Below are 18,126 nucleotides of genomic sequence, written 5' to 3'. Positions count from 1 at the left end.
CGCCACCGCTACTTGCAGTAACAGGCATATAAGACAACTTTCTGTTTACTGCACCGCTAAACAGTTACAAAAGCACTCCAAACGATATCAATTATCATTTAGCAGCAACTATGTTCGTTACATTTCCTACAAAACATAATTCACACAAACCCGGCTAATGCCCGCAATGCATGGGCTGCAGGGCATTGGAGGTGCGCTATGTCCTTATTCCAATAAATAATTTCGCTATAGGAATTTTACTTGCAGGGTGTTTAGCCATAAAATCAGCGCGATTGATTGCTGCGACATATCGTCACTGCCTTATTTCTTTATCAAGCTCAGAGACCTTTGCTCTCTGTTAAGGATTACCAGCATGCCCGAAGCGACAGGACTCATGGCCCACAACTGGGGCTTTGCCATTTTCCTTCTGGGTGTAGTCGGCCTGTGTGCCTTCATGCTCGGCGTCTCCAGCCTCCTCGGGTCAAAAGCCTGGGGCCGCAGCAAAAACGAACCGTTCGAGTCCGGCATGCTACCTACCGGTGGCGCCCGCTTGCGGCTCTCAGCCAAATTCTATCTGGTCGCGATGCTGTTCGTGATCTTCGATATCGAAGCCCTCTTTCTCTTTGCATGGTCTGTGTCCGTCCGCGAAAGCGGCTGGACCGGATTCGTCGAAGCTCTCGTTTTCATAGCAATTCTGTTGGCAGGTCTTGTCTACCTGTTCCGAGTGGGCGCCCTTGACTGGGCTCCGGAAGCTCGTCGCAAGCGGCAGGCGAAGCTGAAACAATGAGGCTTTGGCAATGCAATACAATCTCACCAGAATCGACCCCGATGCTCCTAACGAGCAGTATCCGATTGGCGAACGGGAAACCGTTTCCGATCCGTTAGAGGATCAAGTCCACAAAAACATTTTCATGGGCAAGCTCGAAGACGTGCTGAGTGGCGCGGTCAACTGGGGGCGTAAAAACTCCCTGTGGCCGTACAACTTCGGCCTTTCGTGCTGCTACGTGGAAATGACCACCGCCTTCACGGCGCCCCACGACATCGCGCGCTTCGGCGCCGAAGTTATCCGGGCATCACCGCGTCAGGCCGACTTCATGGTTATCGCCGGTACCTGCTTCATCAAGATGGCGCCGATCATTCAGCGTCTCTACGAGCAGATGCTCGAGCCGAAGTGGGTAATCTCCATGGGTTCGTGCGCCAACTCCGGTGGCATGTACGACATCTACTCCGTGGTTCAAGGGGTGGACAAGTTCCTGCCCGTGGACGTCTACGTACCTGGCTGCCCGCCCCGTCCAGAAGCATTTCTGCAAGGCTTGATGCTGTTGCAGGAATCGATTGGCCAGGAGCGTCGCCCACTGTCCTGGGTCGTTGGTGATCAAGGCGTTTATCGCGCCGACATGCCTTCGCAGAAAGAACAGCGCCGCGAACAGCGAATCGCAGTCACCAACCTGCGCAGCCCTGACGAAGTCTGATCCAGATCTGTTCTTACAAAAGAAACGAGAAGCTGGCTTCATTCTTTACGTTGACCGAAAGCGAAAAAATAACCATGACTACAGGCAGCGCTCTGTACATCCCGCCTTATAAGGCAGACGACCAGGATGTGGTCGTCGAATTGAACAACCGTTTTGGCGCCGAAGCGTTCACCGCTCAGTCGACCCGCACCGGCATGCCGGTGCTGTGGGTGGCGCGCGCCAAACTTGTCGAAGTCCTGACCTTCCTGCGCAACCTGCCCAAGCCGTACGTCATGCTCTATGACCTGCACGGCGTGGACGAGCGTCTGCGCACCAAGCGTCAAGGGCTGCCATCGGGCGCCGACTTCACCGTGTTCTATCACCTCATGTCGCTCGAGCGTAATAGTGACGTGATGATCAAAGTCGCCTTGTCCGAAAGCGACCTGAGCTTGCCGACCGTCACCAGCATCTGGCCGAACGCCAACTGGTACGAGCGTGAAGTCTGGGACATGTACGGCATCGACTTCAAAGGCCACCCGCACCTGTCGCGCATCATGATGCCGCCGACCTGGGAAGGTCACCCGCTGCGCAAGGACTTCCCGGCGCGCGCCACCGAATTCGATCCGTTCAGCCTCAACCTCGCCAAGCAACAGCTTGAGGAAGAAGCCGCGCGCTTCCGTCCTGAAGACTGGGGCATGAAGCGTTCCGGTGCCAACGAGGACTACATGTTCCTCAACCTGGGCCCGAACCACCCTTCCGCGCACGGTGCGTTCCGCATCATCCTGCAACTGGACGGTGAAGAGATCGTCGACTGCGTGCCGGACATCGGTTACCACCACCGTGGTGCCGAGAAGATGGCCGAGCGTCAGTCGTGGCACAGCTTCATCCCGTACACCGACCGTATCGACTACCTCGGCGGCGTGATGAACAACCTGCCGTACGTGCTCTCGGTCGAGAAGCTGGCCGGCATCAAGGTGCCCGAGAAGGTCGACGTCATCCGCATCATGATGGCCGAGTTCTTCCGGATCACCAGCCACCTGCTGTTCCTCGGGACTTACATCCAGGACGTTGGTGCGATGACTCCGGTGTTCTTCACCTTCACCGACCGCCAGAAGGCGTACACGGTGATCGAAGCCATTACCGGTTTCCGCCTGCACCCGGCCTGGTACCGCATCGGTGGCGTTGCCCACGACCTGCCACGCGGCTGGGACAAACTGGTGAAAGACTTCGTCGAATGGCTGCCAAAACGCCTCGACGAGTACACCAAGGCCGCCCTGCAGAACAGCATCCTCAAGGGTCGGACCATCGGCGTTGCCCAGTACAACACCAAAGAGGCCCTGGAATGGGGCGTCACCGGTGCCGGCCTGCGTTCGACCGGTTGCGATTTCGACCTGCGTAAAGCGCGCCCGTACTCCGGCTACGAGAACTTCGAGTTCGAAGTACCGCTGGCTGCCAACGGCGATGCCTACGACCGCTGCATGGTCCGCGTCGAAGAGATGCGCCAGAGCATCAAGATCATCGACCAGTGCATGCGCAACATGCCGGAAGGCCCGTACAAGGCGGATCACCCGCTGACCACGCCGCCGCCGAAAGAGCGCACGCTGCAGCACATCGAAACCCTGATCACGCACTTCCTGCAGGTTTCGTGGGGCCCGGTCATGCCGGCCAACGAATCCTTCCAGATGATCGAAGCGACCAAGGGCATCAACAGTTATTACCTGACGAGCGACGGCGGCACCATGAGCTACCGTACCCGGATCCGTACTCCGAGCTTCCCGCACCTGCAGCAGATCCCTTCGGTGATCAAAGGCAGCATGGTCGCGGACTTGATTGCGTACCTGGGTAGTATCGACTTCGTTATGGCCGACGTGGACCGCTAAGCATGAACAGCACGCTTATCCAGACAGACCGTTTCACCTTGAGTGAAACCGAGCGCTCGGCCATCGAGCACGAGCTGCATCACTACGAAGACCCGCGCGCGGCGTCGATCGAAGCCCTGAAAATCGTTCAGAAGGAACGCGGCTGGGTGCCGGATGGCGCCCTGTACGCGATCGGCGAGATTCTCGGCATCCCGGCCAGCGACGTTGAAGGCGTGGCGACGTTCTATAGCCAGATCTTCCGTCAGCCGGTCGGCCGCCACATCATTCGCGTCTGCGACAGCATGGTCTGCTACATCGGCGGCCACGAGTCGGTGGTCAGCGAAATCCAGAACAATCTGGGCATCGGCCTGGGTCAGACCACCGCCGACGGTCGTTTCACCCTGCTGCCTGTCTGCTGCCTCGGCAACTGCGACAAGGCACCGGCGCTGATGATCGACGACGACACCTTTGGCGACGTGCAGCCTGCCGGCGTGGCCAAACTGCTCGAGGGCTACGTATGACCCTGACATCTTTCGGTCCTGCCAACCGCATCAAGCGTTCGGCCGAGACTCACCCGCTGACCTGGCGTCTGCGTGACGACGGCGAATCCGTGTGGCTCGACGAATACCAGGCCAAGAACGGTTACGCCGCTGCGCGCAAGGCCTTCGCCGACATGGCTCAGGACGACATCGTCCAGACCGTGAAGGACGCAGGCTTGAAAGGTCGCGGCGGTGCAGGCTTCCCCACGGGCGTGAAGTGGGGCCTGATGCCCAAAGACGAATCCATCAACATCCGCTACCTGCTGTGCAACGCGGACGAGATGGAGCCGAACACCTGGAAAGACCGCATGCTGATGGAGCAACTGCCCCATCTGCTGATCGAAGGCATGCTGATCAGTGCCCGCGCCCTGAAAACCTACCGTGGCTACATCTTCCTGCGTGGCGAGTACACCACCGCCGCCAAGCACCTCAACCGTGCCGTGGAAGAAGCCAAGGCTGCTGGCCTTTTGGGTAAAAACATTCTGGGCAGCGGCTTCGATTTCGAGCTGTTCGTCCACACCGGCGCCGGGCGTTACATCTGCGGTGAAGAAACCGCACTGATCAACTCCCTCGAAGGCCGCCGCGCCAACCCGCGCTCCAAGCCGCCCTTCCCTGCCGCCGTGGGCGTGTGGGGCAAGCCGACCTGCGTGAACAACGTGGAAACCCTGTGCAACGTGCCGGCGATCATTGCCGACGGCGTTGACTGGTACAAATCGTTGGCCCGCGAAGGCAGCGAAGACATGGGCACCAAGCTCATGGGCTTCTCCGGCAAGGTCAAGAACCCTGGCCTGTGGGAACTGCCATTCGGCGTGACCGCTCGCGAGCTGTTCGAAGACTACGCCGGCGGCATGCGCGACGGTTACAAACTCAAGGCCTGGCAGCCAGGCGGTGCCGGTACCGGTTTCCTGTTGCCAGAACACCTCGACGCACAGATGTACGCCGGCGGCATCGCCAAAGTGGGCACCCGGATGGGTACCGGCCTGGCGATGGCGGTGGACGACAGCGTCAACATGGTGTCGCTGCTGCGCAACATGGAGCAGTTCTTCGCCCGCGAATCCTGCGGCTTCTGCACCCCGTGCCGTGATGGCCTGCCATGGAGCGTCAAGCTCTTGATGGCCATCGAAGAAGGCCGCGGTCAGCCAGGCGACATCGAGACCCTGCTGGGTCTGGTCGGCTTCCTCGGCCCAGGCAAGACCTTCTGTGCTCACGCACCGGGTGCCGTGGAGCCTTTGGGCAGTGCCATCAAATACTTCCGTCCAGAGTTCGAAGCCGGTATCGCGCCTGCAAGCGCCGCCGTCCCGCCTCTGGCAAGGCCGATCGTAGTCGGCGCGTAAACGCTTAAAAAGGCGAAGGGTCCGTGCCCTTCGCCTTTCGTCCGATGACGCCTTTCGGGGCTGACTGGATTCGGACGAATAACAAGATTCCATTAGCCACGCCCGCTGACACCGGGCCAACGAAGAACTTTGAACCATGGCCACTATCCACGTAGACGGCAAAGCGCTCGAAGTCGACGGGGCAGACAACCTGTTACAGGCATGTCTGTCGCTGGGCCTCGACATCCCTTATTTCTGCTGGCACCCCGCGCTTGGTAGCGTCGGGGCTTGCCGCCAGTGCGCGGTCAAGCAGTACACCGACGAGAACGACACCCGTGGTCGCATCGTCATGTCCTGCATGACGCCTGCCACCGACAACACCTGGATCTCCATCGACGATGAAGAATCCAAGGCGTTCCGCGCCAGTGTTGTCGAATGGCTGATGACCAACCACCCGCACGACTGCCCGGTGTGCGAGGAAGGCGGTCACTGCCACCTGCAAGACATGACCGTGATGACCGGCCACAACGAGCGCCGTTATCGCTTCACCAAACGCACCCACCAGAACCAGCAACTGGGCCCGTTCATTTCCCACGAAATGAACCGCTGCATCGCTTGCTACCGCTGCGTGCGTTTCTACAAGGATTACGCTGGCGGCACCGACCTCGGTGTGTTCGGTGCCCACGACAATGTGTACTTCGGTCGCGTTGAAGACGGCACCCTCGAAAGCGAGTTCTCCGGCAACCTCACCGAGGTCTGCCCGACCGGTGTGTTCACCGACAAGACGCACTCCGAGCGCTACAACCGCAAGTGGGACATGCAGTTCTCGCCGAGCATCTGCCATGGCTGCTCGAGCGGTTGCAACATCTCCCCGGGCGAGCGTTACGGCGAGCTGCGTCGCATCGAAAACCGTTTCAACGGTTCGGTGAACCAGTACTTCCTGTGCGACCGTGGCCGTTTCGGTTATGGCTACGTCAACCGCACCGACCGTCCACGTCAGCCAATGCTGGCCGACGGCACCAAGCTGGGCCTGGATCAGGCGCTGGACAAGGCTGCCGATCTGCTGCGCGGGCGCAATATCGTCGGTATCGGTTCGCCGCGTGCCAGCCTCGAAAGCAACTACGCGTTGCGTGAGCTGGTCGGCGCCGAGCACTTCTACTCCGGTATCGAAGCCTCCGAGCTGGAGCGCATTCGTCTGGTCCTGCAAGTGCTGAAAGACAGCCCGCTGCCCGTGCCGAACATGCGCGACATCGAAGACCACGACGCGATCTTCGTCCTCGGTGAAGACCTGACCCAGACTGCTGCGCGTATGGCCCTGGCCCTGCGTCAGTCGGTCAAGGGCAAGGCTGAAGACATGGCCGAAGCCATGCGTGTTCAGCCGTGGCTCGACGCGGCGGTGAAGAACATCGGTCAGCACGAACTGAACCCGCTGTTCATCGCCAGCCTCGCTGAAACCAAGCTCGACGACATCGCCGAAGAATGCGTACACGCCGCTCCGGATGACCTGGCGCGCATCGGTTTCGCCGTTGCTCACGCGCTGGACGCCAGCGCCCCGGCCGTTGAAGGTCTGGACGCCGAAGCCCTGGAACTGGCCAAGCGCATTGCTGACGCCCTGCTCGCGGCCAAGCGTCCGCTGATCATCGCCGGTACTTCGCTGGGTTCGAAAGCGCTGATCGAAGCGGCGGCGAACATCGCCAAAGCCCTGAAGCTGCGTGAGAAAAACGGTTCGATCAGCCTGATCGTGCCGGAAGCCAACAGCCTTGGCCTGGCCATGCTCGGTGGCGAATCGGTCGACGCGGCGCTGCAAGCCGTGATCGACGGCAAGGCCGACGCCATCGTCGTGCTGGAAAACGATCTGTACACCCGCACCTCGAAAGCCAAGGTCGACGCAGCCCTGAACGCTGCGCAAGTGGTGATCGTTGCCGACCACCAGAAGACCGCCACCACCGACCGCGCGCAACTGGTTCTGCCAGCGGCGAGCTTCGCTGAAGGCGACGGTACGCTGGTCAGCCAGGAAGGTCGCGCCCAGCGCTTCTTCCAGGTTTTCGATCCGCAATACATGGATGCGAGCATCCTGGTTCACGAAGGCTGGCGCTGGCTGCACGCCCTGCGCTCGACCCTGCTGAACCAGCCGATCGACTGGACGCAACTCGACCACGTCACCGCTGCCGTTGCCTCGAGCACCGAGCAACTGGCGCGTATCGTCGACGCAGCCCCATCGGCCGCGTTCCGCATCAAGGGTCTGAAACTGGCGCGTGAGCCGCTGCGTTATTCCGGTCGCACCGCGATGCGCGCCGACATCAGCGTTCACGAACCGCGTACCCCGCAAGACAAAGACACCGCGTTCGCCTTCTCCATGGAAGGTTACTCGGGTTCGGCTGAACCACGTCAGCAAGTGCCATTCGCCTGGTCGCCGGGCTGGAACTCGCCACAAGCGTGGAACAAGTTCCAGGACGAAGTCGGTGGTCACCTGCGCGCTGGCGACCCGGGCACCCGCCTGATCGAAAGCACGGGCGACTCGCTGAACTGGTTCGCTGCCGCTCCGCGTGCGTTCAATCCGGCGCCGGGCACCTGGCAAGCCGTGCCGTTCTACCACTTGTTCGGCAGCGACGAGACCTCGTCGAAAGCCGCACCGGTACAGGAACGCATCCCGGCTCCATACGTGGCACTGGCCAAATCCGAAGCGGATCGCCTGGGCGTCAACGACGGTGCCCTGCTGAGCCTGAACGTGGCCGGCCAGACCCTGCGTCTGCCGCTGCGCATTAATGAAGAACTGGGCGCGGGTCTGGTGGCCTTGCCTGCGGGCATCGCCGGCATTCCACCGGCATTCGCCGGCGTGTCCGTCGACGGTCTGCAGGAGGCAGCGCAATGACCTGGTTCACCCCTGAAGTGATCGACGTGATCCTGACGGTCATCAAAGCCATCGTGATTCTGCTGGCCGTTGTGGTCGCAGGCGCGTTGCTCAGCTTTGTCGAGCGTCGCCTGCTGGGCTGGTGGCAGGACCGTTACGGTCCGAACCGCGTTGGCCCGTTCGGCATGTTCCAGATCGCCGCCGACATGCTGAAGATGTTCTTCAAGGAAGACTGGACCCCGCCGTTTGCCGACAAGGTGATCTTCACCCTGGCACCGGTGGTGGCCATGTCCGCCCTGCTGATCGCCTTTGCGATCATCCCGATCACCCCGACCTGGGGCGTCGCGGATCTGAACATCGGCCTGCTGTTCTTCTTCGCCATGGCCGGTCTGTCGGTCTACGCGGTGCTGTTCGCCGGCTGGTCGAGTAACAACAAGTTCGCCCTGCTCGGCAGCTTGCGTGCCTCGGCGCAGACCGTGTCCTACGAAGTGTTCATGGGCCTGGCCCTGATGGGCATCGTGGTGCAGGTCGGCTCGTTCAACATGCGCGACATCGTCGAGTACCAGGCGCAGAACCTGTGGTTCATCATTCCGCAGTTCTTCGGCTTCTGTACCTTCTTCATCGCTGGCGTGGCCGTGACTCACCGTCACCCGTTCGACCAGCCGGAAGCGGAACAGGAACTGGCCGACGGTTACCACATTGAATACGCCGGTATGAAATGGGGCATGTTCTTCGTCGGTGAATACATCGGCATCATCCTGATCTCGGCGCTGCTGGTCACCCTGTTCTTCGGTGGCTGGCACGGTCCGTTCGGCATCCTGCCGCAACTGTCCTTCGTCTGGTTCGCACTGAAGACCGCGTTCTTCATCATGCTGTTCATCCTGCTGCGCGCTTCCATTCCGCGTCCGCGTTATGACCAGGTGATGGATTTCAGCTGGAAATTCTGCCTGCCACTGACCCTGATCAATTTGCTGATAACCGCTGCGGTTGTGTTGTGGAACACACCTGCGGTTGCGGTTCAGTGAGGATTTGACCCATGTTCAAATATATTGGCGACATCGTTAAGGGTACTGGTACCCAGTTGCGCAGCCTGGTCATGGTCTTCGGCCATGGCTTCCGCAAGCGCGACACCCTGCAATACCCGGAAGAGCCGGTCTACCTGCCGCCACGCTACCGTGGTCGCATCGTCCTGACCCGTGACCCCGATGGTGAAGAACGTTGCGTAGCCTGCAACCTGTGCGCCGTGGCTTGCCCGGTGGGTTGCATCTCGCTGCAGAAAGCTGAAACCGAAGACGGTCGCTGGTACCCGGACTTCTTCCGTATCAACTTCTCGCGCTGCATTTTCTGCGGTCTCTGCGAGGAAGCCTGTCCGACCACCGCAATCCAGCTGACCCCGGATTTCGAGATGGCCGAGTTCAAACGTCAGGACCTGGTGTACGAGAAAGAAGATCTGCTGATCTCCGGCCCCGGCAAAAACCCTGATTACAACTTCTATCGTGTTGCAGGTATGGCAATCGCTGGCAAGCCGAAAGGCTCTGCGCAGAACGAAGCCGAACCGATCAACGTGAAGAGCTTGCTGCCTTAAGGAAGAACGATGGAATTCGCTTTCTATTTCGCATCGGGTATCGCTGTTGTGTCCACGCTACGTGTGGTCACCAACACCAACCCTGTGCACGCCCTGCTCTACCTGATCATCTCGTTGATCGCCGTGGCCATGACTTTCTTCGCACTCGGCGCACCATTCGCCGGCGTGCTGGAAGTGATCGCCTACGCCGGCGCCATCATGGTGCTGTTCGTGTTCGTGGTGATGATGCTGAACCTGGGGCCCGCCTCGGTTCAGCAGGAACGCACCTGGCTCAAGCCCGGCATCTGGGCAGGACCGGTGATTCTCGCCGCCCTGCTGCTGGCCGAACTGCTGTATGTGCTGTTCGCTCACCAGAGCGGTCAGGCCATCGGCCACACCACCGTAGACGCGAAAGCCGTGGGCATCAGCCTGTTCGGTCCGTACCTGCTGGTGGTCGAACTCGCCTCGATGCTGCTGCTCGCCGCAGCCGTCACGGCGTTCCATTTGGGCCGTAACGAGGCGAAGGAGTAAGACATGCCTGCTATCCCTCTCGAGCATGGATTGGCCGTTGCCGGCATCCTGTTCTGCCTTGGTCTGGTCGGCCTGATGGTCCGCCGCAACATTTTGTTCGTGTTGATGAGTCTGGAAGTGATGATGAACGCCTCTGCACTGGCCTTCATCGTTGCGGGCGCCCGCTGGGCGCAACCGGATGGACAGATCATGTTCATCCTGGTGATCAGCCTGGCAGCCGCCGAAGCCAGTATTGGCCTGGCGATCCTGCTGCAACTGTATCGCCGCTTCCACACGCTCGATATCGACGCTGCCAGTGAGATGCGCGGATGAACCTAATCTTTCTGACTTTCGTATTCCCTCTGATCGGTTTCCTGCTGCTGTCGTTCTCCCGTGGACGCTGGTCGGAAAACCTCTCGGCGCTGATCGGCGTGGGTTCCATTGGCTTGTCGGCGATTGTCGCCGCCTACGTCATCTGGCAATTCAACGTCGCGCCTCCCGAAGGCGGTCACTACACCCTGGTGCTGTGGAAGTGGATGGCGGTCGAAGGCTTCAAGCCTGACTTCGCCCTCTACATTGACGGCCTGTCGATCACCATGCTCGGCGTGGTGGTGGGCGTAGGTTTCCTGATCCATCTGTTCGCGTCCTGGTACATGCGCGGCGAAGCGGGTTACTCGCGCTTCTTCTCGTACACCAACCTGTTTATCGCCAGCATGCTGTTCCTGGTACTCGGCGATAACCTGTTGTTCCTGTACTTCGGCTGGGAAGGCGTGGGCCTGTGCTCGTACCTGTTGATCGGTTTCTACTACAGCAACCGCAACAACGGTAACGCCGCACTCAAGGCCTTCATCGTCACCCGGATCGGCGACGTGTTCATGGCCATCGGCCTGTTCATCCTGTTCCAGCAAGTGGGCACGTTGAACATCCAGGAACTGCTGGTGCTGGCACCGCAGAAATTCCAGGTCGGCGACTTCTGGATCACTCTGGCGACCCTGATGCTGCTGGGTGGTGCGGTCGGTAAATCGGCGCAACTGCCACTGCAAACCTGGCTCGCGGACGCGATGGCCGGCCCGACCCCGGTGTCGGCACTGATCCACGCCGCGACCATGGTGACCGCCGGTGTCTACCTGATCGCCCGTACCCACGGACTGTTCACCCTGGCGCCGGACATCCTGCACTTGGTCGGCATCGTTGGTGGTGTGACCCTGGTTCTCGCAGGCTTCGCCGCACTGGTACAGACCGACATCAAACGTATCCTCGCCTACTCGACCATGAGCCAGATCGGCTACATGTTCCTGGCGCTGGGCGTTGGCGCATGGGATGGCGCGATTTTCCACCTGATGACCCACGCCTTCTTCAAGGCCCTGCTGTTCCTTGCTTCCGGTGCGGTGATCGTTGCCTGCCACCACGAGCAGAACATCTTCAAGATGGGCGGTCTGTGGAAAAAACTGCCACTGGCCTACGCCAGCTTCATCGTCGGCGGCGCGGCGCTGGCCGCTCTGCCACTGGTCACCGCAGGCTTCTACTCCAAGGACGAAATCCTTTGGGAAGCGTTCGCCAGCGGCAACCACGGTCTGCTTTACGCAGGTTTGGTCGGCGCGTTCATGACTTCGCTGTACACCTTCCGCCTGATCTTCATCACGTTCCACGGTGAAGCCAAGACTGAAGCCCACGCCGGTCACGGCATCGCTCACTGGCTGCCGCTGTCGGTGCTGATCGTGCTGTCGACCTTCGTCGGCGCCATGATCGTGCCACCGCTGCACGGCGTACTGCCAGAAAGCGTTGGGCATGCCGGTGGCGAAGCCAAGCACAGTCTGGAAATCGCTTCGGGCGCCATCGCCCTGGCCGGTATCCTGCTGGCGGCCCTGCTGTTCCTCGGCAAGCGTCGCTTCGTGACGGCGATTGCCAACAGCGGCATCGGCCGTTTCCTTTCGGCCTGGTGGTTCGCTGCCTGGGGCTTCGACTGGATCTACGACAAACTGTTCGTCAAGCCTTACCTGGCGATCAGCCACGTACTGCGCAAAGACCCGCTCGACCAGACCATCGGTCTGATCCCGCGTATGGCCAAGGGTGGTCACACTGCCCTGAGCCGCACCGAGACCGGTCAACTGCGTTGGTACGCTGCTTCGATGGCTGCTGGTGCCGTGCTGGTTATCGGCGCCATCGTGCTGGTAGCGGTCTGATATGAACCTTGCGAATTTGCGAAAGGAAACGAGCCCGTCATGATTCTGCCTTGGCTAATCCTGATCCCCTTCATCGGCGGCCTGCTGTGCTGGATGGGTGAGCGCTTCGGCGCTACCCTCCCCCGCTGGATTGCGCTGTTGACCATGACCCTGGAACTCGCCCTCGGCCTCTGGCTGTGGGCCCACGGTGACTATTCATTTGCTCCGGCGCCTGGCGCCGATCCGACCTGGGCGCTTGAGTTCAAGCACGTCTGGATCCAGCGCTTCGGCATCAACGTGCACCTGGCCCTCGACGGCCTGTCGCTGTTGATGATCCTGCTGACCGGCCTGCTGGGTATCCTCTCGGTACTCTGCTCGTGGAAAGAGATTCAACGTCACGTTGGCTTCTTCCACCTGAACCTGATGTGGATCCTGGGCGGCGTGGTCGGCGTGTTCCTCGCCCTCGACCTGTTCATGTTCTTCTTCTTCTGGGAAATGATGCTGGTGCCGATGTACTTCCTCATCGCGCTCTGGGGTCACAGTTCTTCGGACGGCAAGAAAACCCGGATCTACGCAGCGACCAAGTTCTTCATCTTCACTCAGGCTTCCGGCCTGATCATGCTGGTGGCGATCCTCGGTCTGGTGCTGGTCAACTTCAACAACACCGGCGTGATTACCTTCAACTACGCCGATCTGTTGAAAACCAAGATGTCGATGACCACCGAGTACATCCTGATGCTCGGCTTCTTCATCGCCTTCGCGGTCAAGCTGCCCGTCGTACCGTTCCACTCGTGGTTGCCTGATGCCCACGCCCAGGCGCCGACTGCCGGTTCCGTCGACCTCGCCGGTATCCTGCTGAAAACCGCGGCCTACGGTCTGCTGCGTTTCGCCCTGCCGCTGTTCCCGAACGCTTCGGCCGAGTTTGCGCCGATCGCCATGACCCTCGGTCTGATCGGGATCTTCTACGGTGCGTTCCTCGCTTTCGCACAAACCGACATCAAGCGTCTGATCGCCTTCTCTTCCGTGTCCCACATGGGCTTCGTGTTGATCGGCATCTACTCCGGCAGCCAACTGGCCCTGCAAGGTGCAGTGATCCAGATGCTGGCGCACGGTGTGTCGGCGGCAGCACTGTTTATCCTCAGCGGTCAGTTGTACGAGCGTCTGCACACTCGTGACATGCGTGAGATGGGCGGTCTGTGGTCGCGTATCGCTTACCTGCCGGCGATCAGCCTGTTCTTTGCAGCCGCTTCGTTGGGTCTGCCGGGTACCGGTAACTTTGTCGGTGAGTTCCTGATCCTGATCGGCTCTTTCGCCAGCTGGCCTTGGATCACTGCGATTGCCACCTCCGGTCTGGTGTTCGGTTCGGTCTACTCGCTGATCATGATCCACCGTGCCTACTTCGGTCCGTCGAAATCGGATTCGATCCTGCACGGCATGGACGCTCGCGAACTGATCATGGTGCTGGGCCTTGCGGTACTGCTGGTTTACCTCGGCGTTTACCCGCAACCGTTCCTCGACACGTCTGCCGCCACGATGCATGGCGTGCAGCAGTGGCTCGGCACCGCCTTCACTCAACTCGCTTCGGCCCGGTAAGAGCGCTATGGAATTCACGATTCAACACTTTATTGCGCTTGCGCCACTGTTGATCACCAGCCTCACCATTATCGTGGTGATGCTGGCAATCGCCTGGCGCCGCAACCACTCGCAGACCTTCCTGATCTCGGTCGCCGGTCTGAACCTGGCCCTGCTGTCGATCCTGCCAGCCCTGAAAGTCGCGCCTCTGGCCGTGACCCCATTGCTGCAGATCGACACCTTCGCCTGCCTGTACATGGCGCTGATCCTGGTCGCCACCCTCGCCTGCGTCACCCTCGCCCACGCCTATTTGGGCGATGGCGGTTCGGGTTACCCGGGCAACCGTGAAGAACTGTACCTGCTGATCCTGATGGCCGCCGCCGGCGGCCTGGTTCTGGTCAGCGCGCAGCACCTGGCCGGGTTGTTCATCGGTCTGGAACTGCTCTCGGTACCGGTTTACGGTCTGGTGGCTTACGCCTTCTTTAACAAGCGTTCGCTGGAAGCCGGCATCAAGTACATGGTGCTGTCGGCCGCCGGTTCCGCGTTCCTGTTGTTCGGTATGGCCCTGCTGTACGCCGACTCGGGTTCGCTGAGCTTCGTTGGCATCGGTCAGGCGCTGGCTGCAACTGGCCTGCCGAGCTCGCTGGCACAACTGGGCCTGGGCATGATGCTGATCGGTCTGGCGTTCAAGCTGTCGCTGGTGCCGTTCCACCTGTGGACGCCGGACGTCTACGAAGGTGCTCCGGCACCGGTGGCGGCGTTCCTCGCGACCGCTTCGAAGGTTGCGGTGTTCGCGGTGATGGTGCGTCTGTTCCAGATCTCCCCTGCTGCCAGCAGCGGCGTGCTGAGCGACGTGCTGACCGTGATCGCCATCGCCTCGATCCTGTTCGGTAACCTGCTGGCCCTGACCCAGAGCAACCTCAAGCGTCTGCTCGGTTACTCGTCCATCGCGCACTTCGGCTACCTGCTGATCGCTCTGGTGGCGAGCAAGGGTCTGGCGGTGGAAGCCATTGGCGTCTACCTGGTCACCTACGTAATCACCAGCCTCGGTGCCTTCGGCGTGATCACCCTGATGTCCTCGCCGTACAACGGCCGTGACGCAGACGCTCTGTACGAATACCGCGGCCTGTTCTGGCGCCGTCCGTACCTGACCGCCGTTCTGACCGTGATGATGCTGTCCCTGGCCGGTATCCCGCTGACCGCGGGCTTCATCGGCAAGTTCTACATCATCGCTACCGGTGTTGAATCGCACCAATGGTGGCTGGTCGGCTCGCTGGTTCTGGGCAGCGCCATCGGCGTGTTCTACTACCTGCGCGTGATGGTCACCCTGTACCTGATCGAGCCAAACCTGCGTCGCCACGACGCCCAATTGCACTGGGAACAGAAAGCAGGCGGCGTGATGCTGCTGGCTATCGCCCTGGTTGCGTTCTTCCTGGGTGTGTACCCGCAGCCATTGCTGACTCTGGTTCAGCAGGCGGGTCTGGCGGGCTGATTGCCTGGCGGGCTACAAAACGGAAACGGCACCTTCGGGTGCCGTTTTTGTTTTTGCGGGATTTATCACCTCGAGCACTGCCGTTGGCCTCATCGCGGGCAAGTCCGGCTCGCACAGGTTTGTGTGCCGTTCACAACATTCGGGCACATCTGAAACCACTGTGGGAGTGAGCCGGCTCGCGAAGGTGTTGGGACATTCAACATCTTCATTGCCTGACAATCCGCTATCGCGAGCAGGCTCGCTCCAGGTCGTGTGTCGTTGTCAGATTCTGTGTCTTCCCGGATTACTGTGGGAGCGTGGCTTGCCCGCGAAGGCGTTGGCACACTCAACCTCTTCATAACCTGACACCCCACCGCTATCGCCATTCGGCGCTGGACACTGCTGCGCGATTGTTCTGACACGCCAGTTGCGAAGCCTCTTCATAGATCCATCGAACGTTCTCACCACACGCGGCGATTCGTCCTACAGGTGTTTTTACGACCGGCGTCTACCGTTAAAAAAGGGACGAAAAGCAAGGCCAGGAGGCCTTGACCGATTCGATTATCGAGACAACACTATACGCAGGTAACGTACAGAACATGGATGCTCTATTTATCGAATTGCCTGTGTTTCAGAAGCACCGAGACGACTATCTGGATGACGATCTGTTTCGCAGCTTGCAACTGGAGTTGCTGAAAAATCCGGAAGCGGGCGATCTCATCGAGGACACAGGCGGGCTTCGTAAAATTCGCTTTAGCGACCAACGAAGAGGGAAAGGTAAACGTAGCGGATTACGAGTGATTTATTACTGGTGGTCAGGCTTCGATCAGTTCTGGCTCTTTACCGTCTACAGCAAAAACGAGCAGGACAATTTGACGCCTGCCCAGAAAAAACTTTTCAGAAAGACACTGGATAAAGAACTCAACGCGAGAACCCACTATGAAACGTGACATTTTTTCCGAACTGATGGATGGACTGGAAGCACTGGCCGATGAACGCCAAGGCAAAATCACCTTGCGTACCCACAAGGTTCAGTTGCCAAAACTGATGCCGATCACTGCGGATGAAGTCGTCGCCATCCGTCAGCAACTGAATCTGTCCCGGTCAGTATTCGCAATGTATCTGCGCACCAACACGCGAACGCTGGAAAACTGGGAACAAGGACGAGCGACACCCAATGCTCAGGCCACCACCCTGATCCGTCTGGTCGAACGCTTCCCACAAACGATCGAACAACTCGCAGCGCTGACCTGACACAGCATTTCCACCCCGCCCACATGACCAAATTGTAATTCCCCCATCACCTTGGCGTTATCCGCAGCTTGCAACGATGTCACCCGGCGACCCATGCCGACGGGCCCTTGCCCGTCGAACAATAAAACCCACGCCGACGCACGTTCCCGTTCTGCCGAACCCAAGGAGTGTTTGATGGTTAACCCTACAAAAATATCGTTGGCCGCTTTAGCGGTGGTGGTCGGTTCAGGGCCGTCCCTGGTGTTTGCAGAGGACAAGCCCGAAGGCTTTGTCGAAGGCAGCAGCCTGACGGTGCTCAACCGTAACCTCTACTTCAATCGTGATCACCGTAACGGCCAGTCCAGCCCTACCGGCAATGGTTATTCCGAAGCCTGGGCGCATGCGGTGATCAGCAAGTTCGAATCCGGTTTCACCCAAGGCACCGTCGGGGTCGGGGTCGATGCGTTTGCCATGATCGGTTTGAAACTCGACACCGGCGACGGGCGCAACGGTGGGCGCAGTTCGTTCGATGTGTTGCCGGTCAACCGAGACGGCCAGGCACGGGACGAATACACCAAAATCGGTGGCGCCGCCAAAGTGCGGGCGTTCGATACAGTGGTCAAGGTCGGTGATGTGTTCCCGGCCAACCCGATGGTGGCGGCCGGTGACTCGCGCCTGCTACCGGAAAGCTTTCGCGGGGTGACGGCGACCAACACCAGCATTGCGGGCCTGTCGATTCAGGGCGGGCGTTTGCATGCGATGAGCCAACCGGTGTCCAGCGACCTGCGCGAAAACTTCGCCACCTTCTACGGCGGCCCGGTCAATTCGCCGTGGATCGCTTACGGCGGTGGCGACTACGTGCTGAACAAGAACCTCAGTTTCAGTCTGTACTCCAGTCGCCTCAAGGATGCCTGGAATCAATACTACGCCGGCACCGCATGGACCTATCCCCTGTCTGACGACCTCTCGCTGTTCGGCGGCCTGAACTATTACAAGGCGGTCGACGAAGGCAAACAACTGCTTGGCGAGTTCGACAACAACATCTGGAGCGGCCGGGTCGGTATGAAGCTCGGCGCCCACTCCGTCGCCCTCTCCCACCAGCGCAACAACGGTAATGACGACTTCGATTACCTGCGCCAGTCCGACTCGATCTTTCTCGACAACTCCATTCAGTACAGCGACTTCAACTCGCCGCAAGAACGTTCGTGGATGGTGCGTTATGACCTCGACATGAGCACTTACGGCGTGCCCGGCCTGTCGTTCATGACCCGATATGCGCGCGGCACCGATGCCGATTACAGCAACGCCAATGCCGTGTACATGCGCCGCGACGCCGAGGGCAATCCGCTGACCGACCAGAAGCGCTGGGAGCGCAATATCGAAGTCAAATACGTGGTGCAGAGCGGTTCACTGAAAGACCTGTCGCTGCGCTTGCGCCAAGCCACCACCCGCGCCACGGCGTTCGAGTCCGACCTGGATGAAGTACGGGTGATTGTCGAATACCCGCTGGCCATTCTCTGACTGCTCGTTGATGAAAATTCACCTTTAGAAGCTCCTTGCTCCTTTGGTAAGAGGTGAATCCTTTGGCGTCCTTCGGGGCGCCTTTTTTGCTTCGCAAAAAG

Annotated in this window: 16 protein-coding genes; all 16 read left to right on the top strand. The window is 59.9% G+C overall.

All coding sequences use genetic code 11. The annotated features are described in order from the left end of the window. The first annotated feature begins 352 nt into the window (after positions 1 to 352). The 16 genes from K5Y35_RS18535 (at position 353) to K5Y35_RS18460 (ending at position 18,025) form a co-directional block, all read left to right on the top strand. Positions 353 to 766 carry an NADH-quinone oxidoreductase subunit A gene (locus K5Y35_RS18535; protein ID WP_003223812.1) on the top strand — a complete coding sequence of 138 codons (414 nt, stop codon included), beginning with the start codon at positions 353 to 355 and terminating at the stop codon, positions 764 to 766. A gap of 10 nt (positions 767 to 776) precedes the next feature. Beyond that, positions 777 to 1,451: a NuoB/complex I 20 kDa subunit family protein gene (locus K5Y35_RS18530; protein ID WP_003223809.1), complete on the top strand. Its 675-nt coding sequence runs from the start codon at positions 777 to 779 to the stop codon at positions 1,449 to 1,451. Between the two features lie 74 nt (positions 1,452 to 1,525). Beyond that, positions 1,526 to 3,310: an NADH-quinone oxidoreductase subunit C/D gene (nuoC, locus tag K5Y35_RS18525; protein WP_127651031.1), complete on the top strand. Its 1,785-nt coding sequence runs from the start codon at positions 1,526 to 1,528 to the stop codon at positions 3,308 to 3,310. 2 nt (positions 3,311 to 3,312) lie between these two features. After that, positions 3,313 to 3,810 carry an NADH-quinone oxidoreductase subunit NuoE gene (nuoE, locus tag K5Y35_RS18520; protein ID WP_003223804.1) on the top strand — a complete coding sequence of 166 codons (498 nt, stop codon included), beginning with the start codon at positions 3,313 to 3,315 and terminating at the stop codon, positions 3,808 to 3,810. After that, entirely contained in the window at positions 3,807 to 5,162 is a 1,356-nt protein-coding gene (gene nuoF, locus K5Y35_RS18515) for an NADH-quinone oxidoreductase subunit NuoF (RefSeq protein ID WP_222832563.1), read from the top strand. The genes nuoE and nuoF overlap by 4 nt, the downstream gene beginning before the upstream one ends. Positions 5,163 to 5,298: 136 nt before the next feature. Continuing rightward, on the top strand, positions 5,299 to 8,013 hold the full coding sequence (gene nuoG / locus K5Y35_RS18510; protein WP_123462463.1) for an NADH-quinone oxidoreductase subunit NuoG: 2,715 nt from the start codon (positions 5,299 to 5,301) through the stop codon (positions 8,011 to 8,013). Further along, positions 8,010 to 9,017 carry an NADH-quinone oxidoreductase subunit NuoH gene (nuoH, locus tag K5Y35_RS18505; protein WP_007964859.1) on the top strand — a complete coding sequence of 336 codons (1,008 nt, stop codon included), beginning with the start codon at positions 8,010 to 8,012 and terminating at the stop codon, positions 9,015 to 9,017. Before nuoG ends, nuoH begins: the two co-directional genes overlap by 4 nt. 11 nt (positions 9,018 to 9,028) lie before the next feature. Beyond that, a complete protein-coding gene (gene nuoI / locus K5Y35_RS18500) occupies positions 9,029 to 9,577 on the top strand; it encodes an NADH-quinone oxidoreductase subunit NuoI (RefSeq protein ID WP_003223795.1) in 549 nt (182 codons plus the stop codon). Positions 9,578 to 9,586: 9 nt separating this feature from the next. Further along, complete coding sequence (gene nuoJ, locus K5Y35_RS18495; RefSeq protein ID WP_007951462.1) at positions 9,587 to 10,087, top strand: NADH-quinone oxidoreductase subunit J; 501 nt, start codon at positions 9,587 to 9,589, stop codon at positions 10,085 to 10,087. A gap of 3 nt (positions 10,088 to 10,090) precedes the next feature. Beyond that, positions 10,091 to 10,399: an NADH-quinone oxidoreductase subunit NuoK gene (nuoK, locus tag K5Y35_RS18490; RefSeq protein ID WP_003180046.1), complete on the top strand. Its 309-nt coding sequence runs from the start codon at positions 10,091 to 10,093 to the stop codon at positions 10,397 to 10,399. After that, positions 10,396 to 12,249 carry an NADH-quinone oxidoreductase subunit L gene (gene nuoL / locus K5Y35_RS18485; RefSeq protein ID WP_222832562.1) on the top strand — a complete coding sequence of 618 codons (1,854 nt, stop codon included), beginning with the start codon at positions 10,396 to 10,398 and terminating at the stop codon, positions 12,247 to 12,249. Before nuoK ends, nuoL begins: the two co-directional genes overlap by 4 nt. Before the next feature lie 39 nt (positions 12,250 to 12,288). Next, positions 12,289 to 13,821, top strand: a complete 1,533-nt coding sequence (gene nuoM / locus K5Y35_RS18480) for an NADH-quinone oxidoreductase subunit M (protein ID WP_016986254.1) — start codon at positions 12,289 to 12,291, stop codon at positions 13,819 to 13,821. A gap of 7 nt (positions 13,822 to 13,828) precedes the next feature. After that, entirely contained in the window at positions 13,829 to 15,292 is a 1,464-nt protein-coding gene (nuoN, locus tag K5Y35_RS18475) for an NADH-quinone oxidoreductase subunit NuoN (RefSeq protein ID WP_007920173.1), read from the top strand. A 578-nt stretch (positions 15,293 to 15,870) separates the two neighbouring features. Next, entirely contained in the window at positions 15,871 to 16,221 is a 351-nt protein-coding gene (locus tag K5Y35_RS18470) for a toxin (RefSeq protein WP_123462954.1), read from the top strand. Beyond that, on the top strand, positions 16,211 to 16,525 hold the full coding sequence (locus K5Y35_RS18465) for a helix-turn-helix domain-containing protein (protein ID WP_123462457.1): 315 nt from the start codon (positions 16,211 to 16,213) through the stop codon (positions 16,523 to 16,525). The genes K5Y35_RS18470 and K5Y35_RS18465 overlap by 11 nt, the downstream gene beginning before the upstream one ends. Positions 16,526 to 16,699: 174 nt before the next feature. Next, a complete protein-coding gene (locus K5Y35_RS18460) occupies positions 16,700 to 18,025 on the top strand; it encodes an OprD family porin (protein ID WP_222832561.1) in 1,326 nt (441 codons plus the stop codon). Positions 18,026 to 18,126 lie beyond the last annotated feature (101 nt).

It is taken from the genome of Pseudomonas sp. SC3(2021) (assembly GCF_019856535.1).
Taxonomy (GTDB): domain Bacteria; phylum Pseudomonadota; class Gammaproteobacteria; order Pseudomonadales; family Pseudomonadaceae; genus Aquipseudomonas; species Aquipseudomonas monsensis.
Note: the sequence above shows the minus strand (reverse complement) of the source record. Positions and strands in the feature narration are given on the sequence as shown.

Coding starts and splice junctions, on each gene's coding strand:
- nuoC (WP_127651031.1), top strand. CDS start 1,526: ATGACTACAGGCAGCGCTCTGTACATCCCGCCTTATAAGGCAGACGAC.
- K5Y35_RS18460 (WP_222832561.1), top strand. CDS start 16,700: ATGGTTAACCCTACAAAAATATCGTTGGCCGCTTTAGCGGTGGTGGTC.
- nuoN (WP_007920173.1), top strand. CDS start 13,829: ATGGAATTCACGATTCAACACTTTATTGCGCTTGCGCCACTGTTGATC.
- nuoH (WP_007964859.1), top strand. CDS start 8,010: ATGACCTGGTTCACCCCTGAAGTGATCGACGTGATCCTGACGGTCATC.
- nuoK (WP_003180046.1), top strand. CDS start 10,091: ATGCCTGCTATCCCTCTCGAGCATGGATTGGCCGTTGCCGGCATCCTG.
- K5Y35_RS18465 (WP_123462457.1), top strand. CDS start 16,211: ATGAAACGTGACATTTTTTCCGAACTGATGGATGGACTGGAAGCACTG.
- nuoM (WP_016986254.1), top strand. CDS start 12,289: ATGATTCTGCCTTGGCTAATCCTGATCCCCTTCATCGGCGGCCTGCTG.
- nuoF (WP_222832563.1), top strand. CDS start 3,807: ATGACCCTGACATCTTTCGGTCCTGCCAACCGCATCAAGCGTTCGGCC.
- nuoL (WP_222832562.1), top strand. CDS start 10,396: ATGAACCTAATCTTTCTGACTTTCGTATTCCCTCTGATCGGTTTCCTG.
- nuoJ (WP_007951462.1), top strand. CDS start 9,587: ATGGAATTCGCTTTCTATTTCGCATCGGGTATCGCTGTTGTGTCCACG.
- K5Y35_RS18470 (WP_123462954.1), top strand. CDS start 15,871: ATGGATGCTCTATTTATCGAATTGCCTGTGTTTCAGAAGCACCGAGAC.
- nuoE (WP_003223804.1), top strand. CDS start 3,313: ATGAACAGCACGCTTATCCAGACAGACCGTTTCACCTTGAGTGAAACC.
- K5Y35_RS18535 (WP_003223812.1), top strand. CDS start 353: ATGCCCGAAGCGACAGGACTCATGGCCCACAACTGGGGCTTTGCCATT.
- nuoI (WP_003223795.1), top strand. CDS start 9,029: ATGTTCAAATATATTGGCGACATCGTTAAGGGTACTGGTACCCAGTTG.
- nuoG (WP_123462463.1), top strand. CDS start 5,299: ATGGCCACTATCCACGTAGACGGCAAAGCGCTCGAAGTCGACGGGGCA.
- K5Y35_RS18530 (WP_003223809.1), top strand. CDS start 777: ATGCAATACAATCTCACCAGAATCGACCCCGATGCTCCTAACGAGCAG.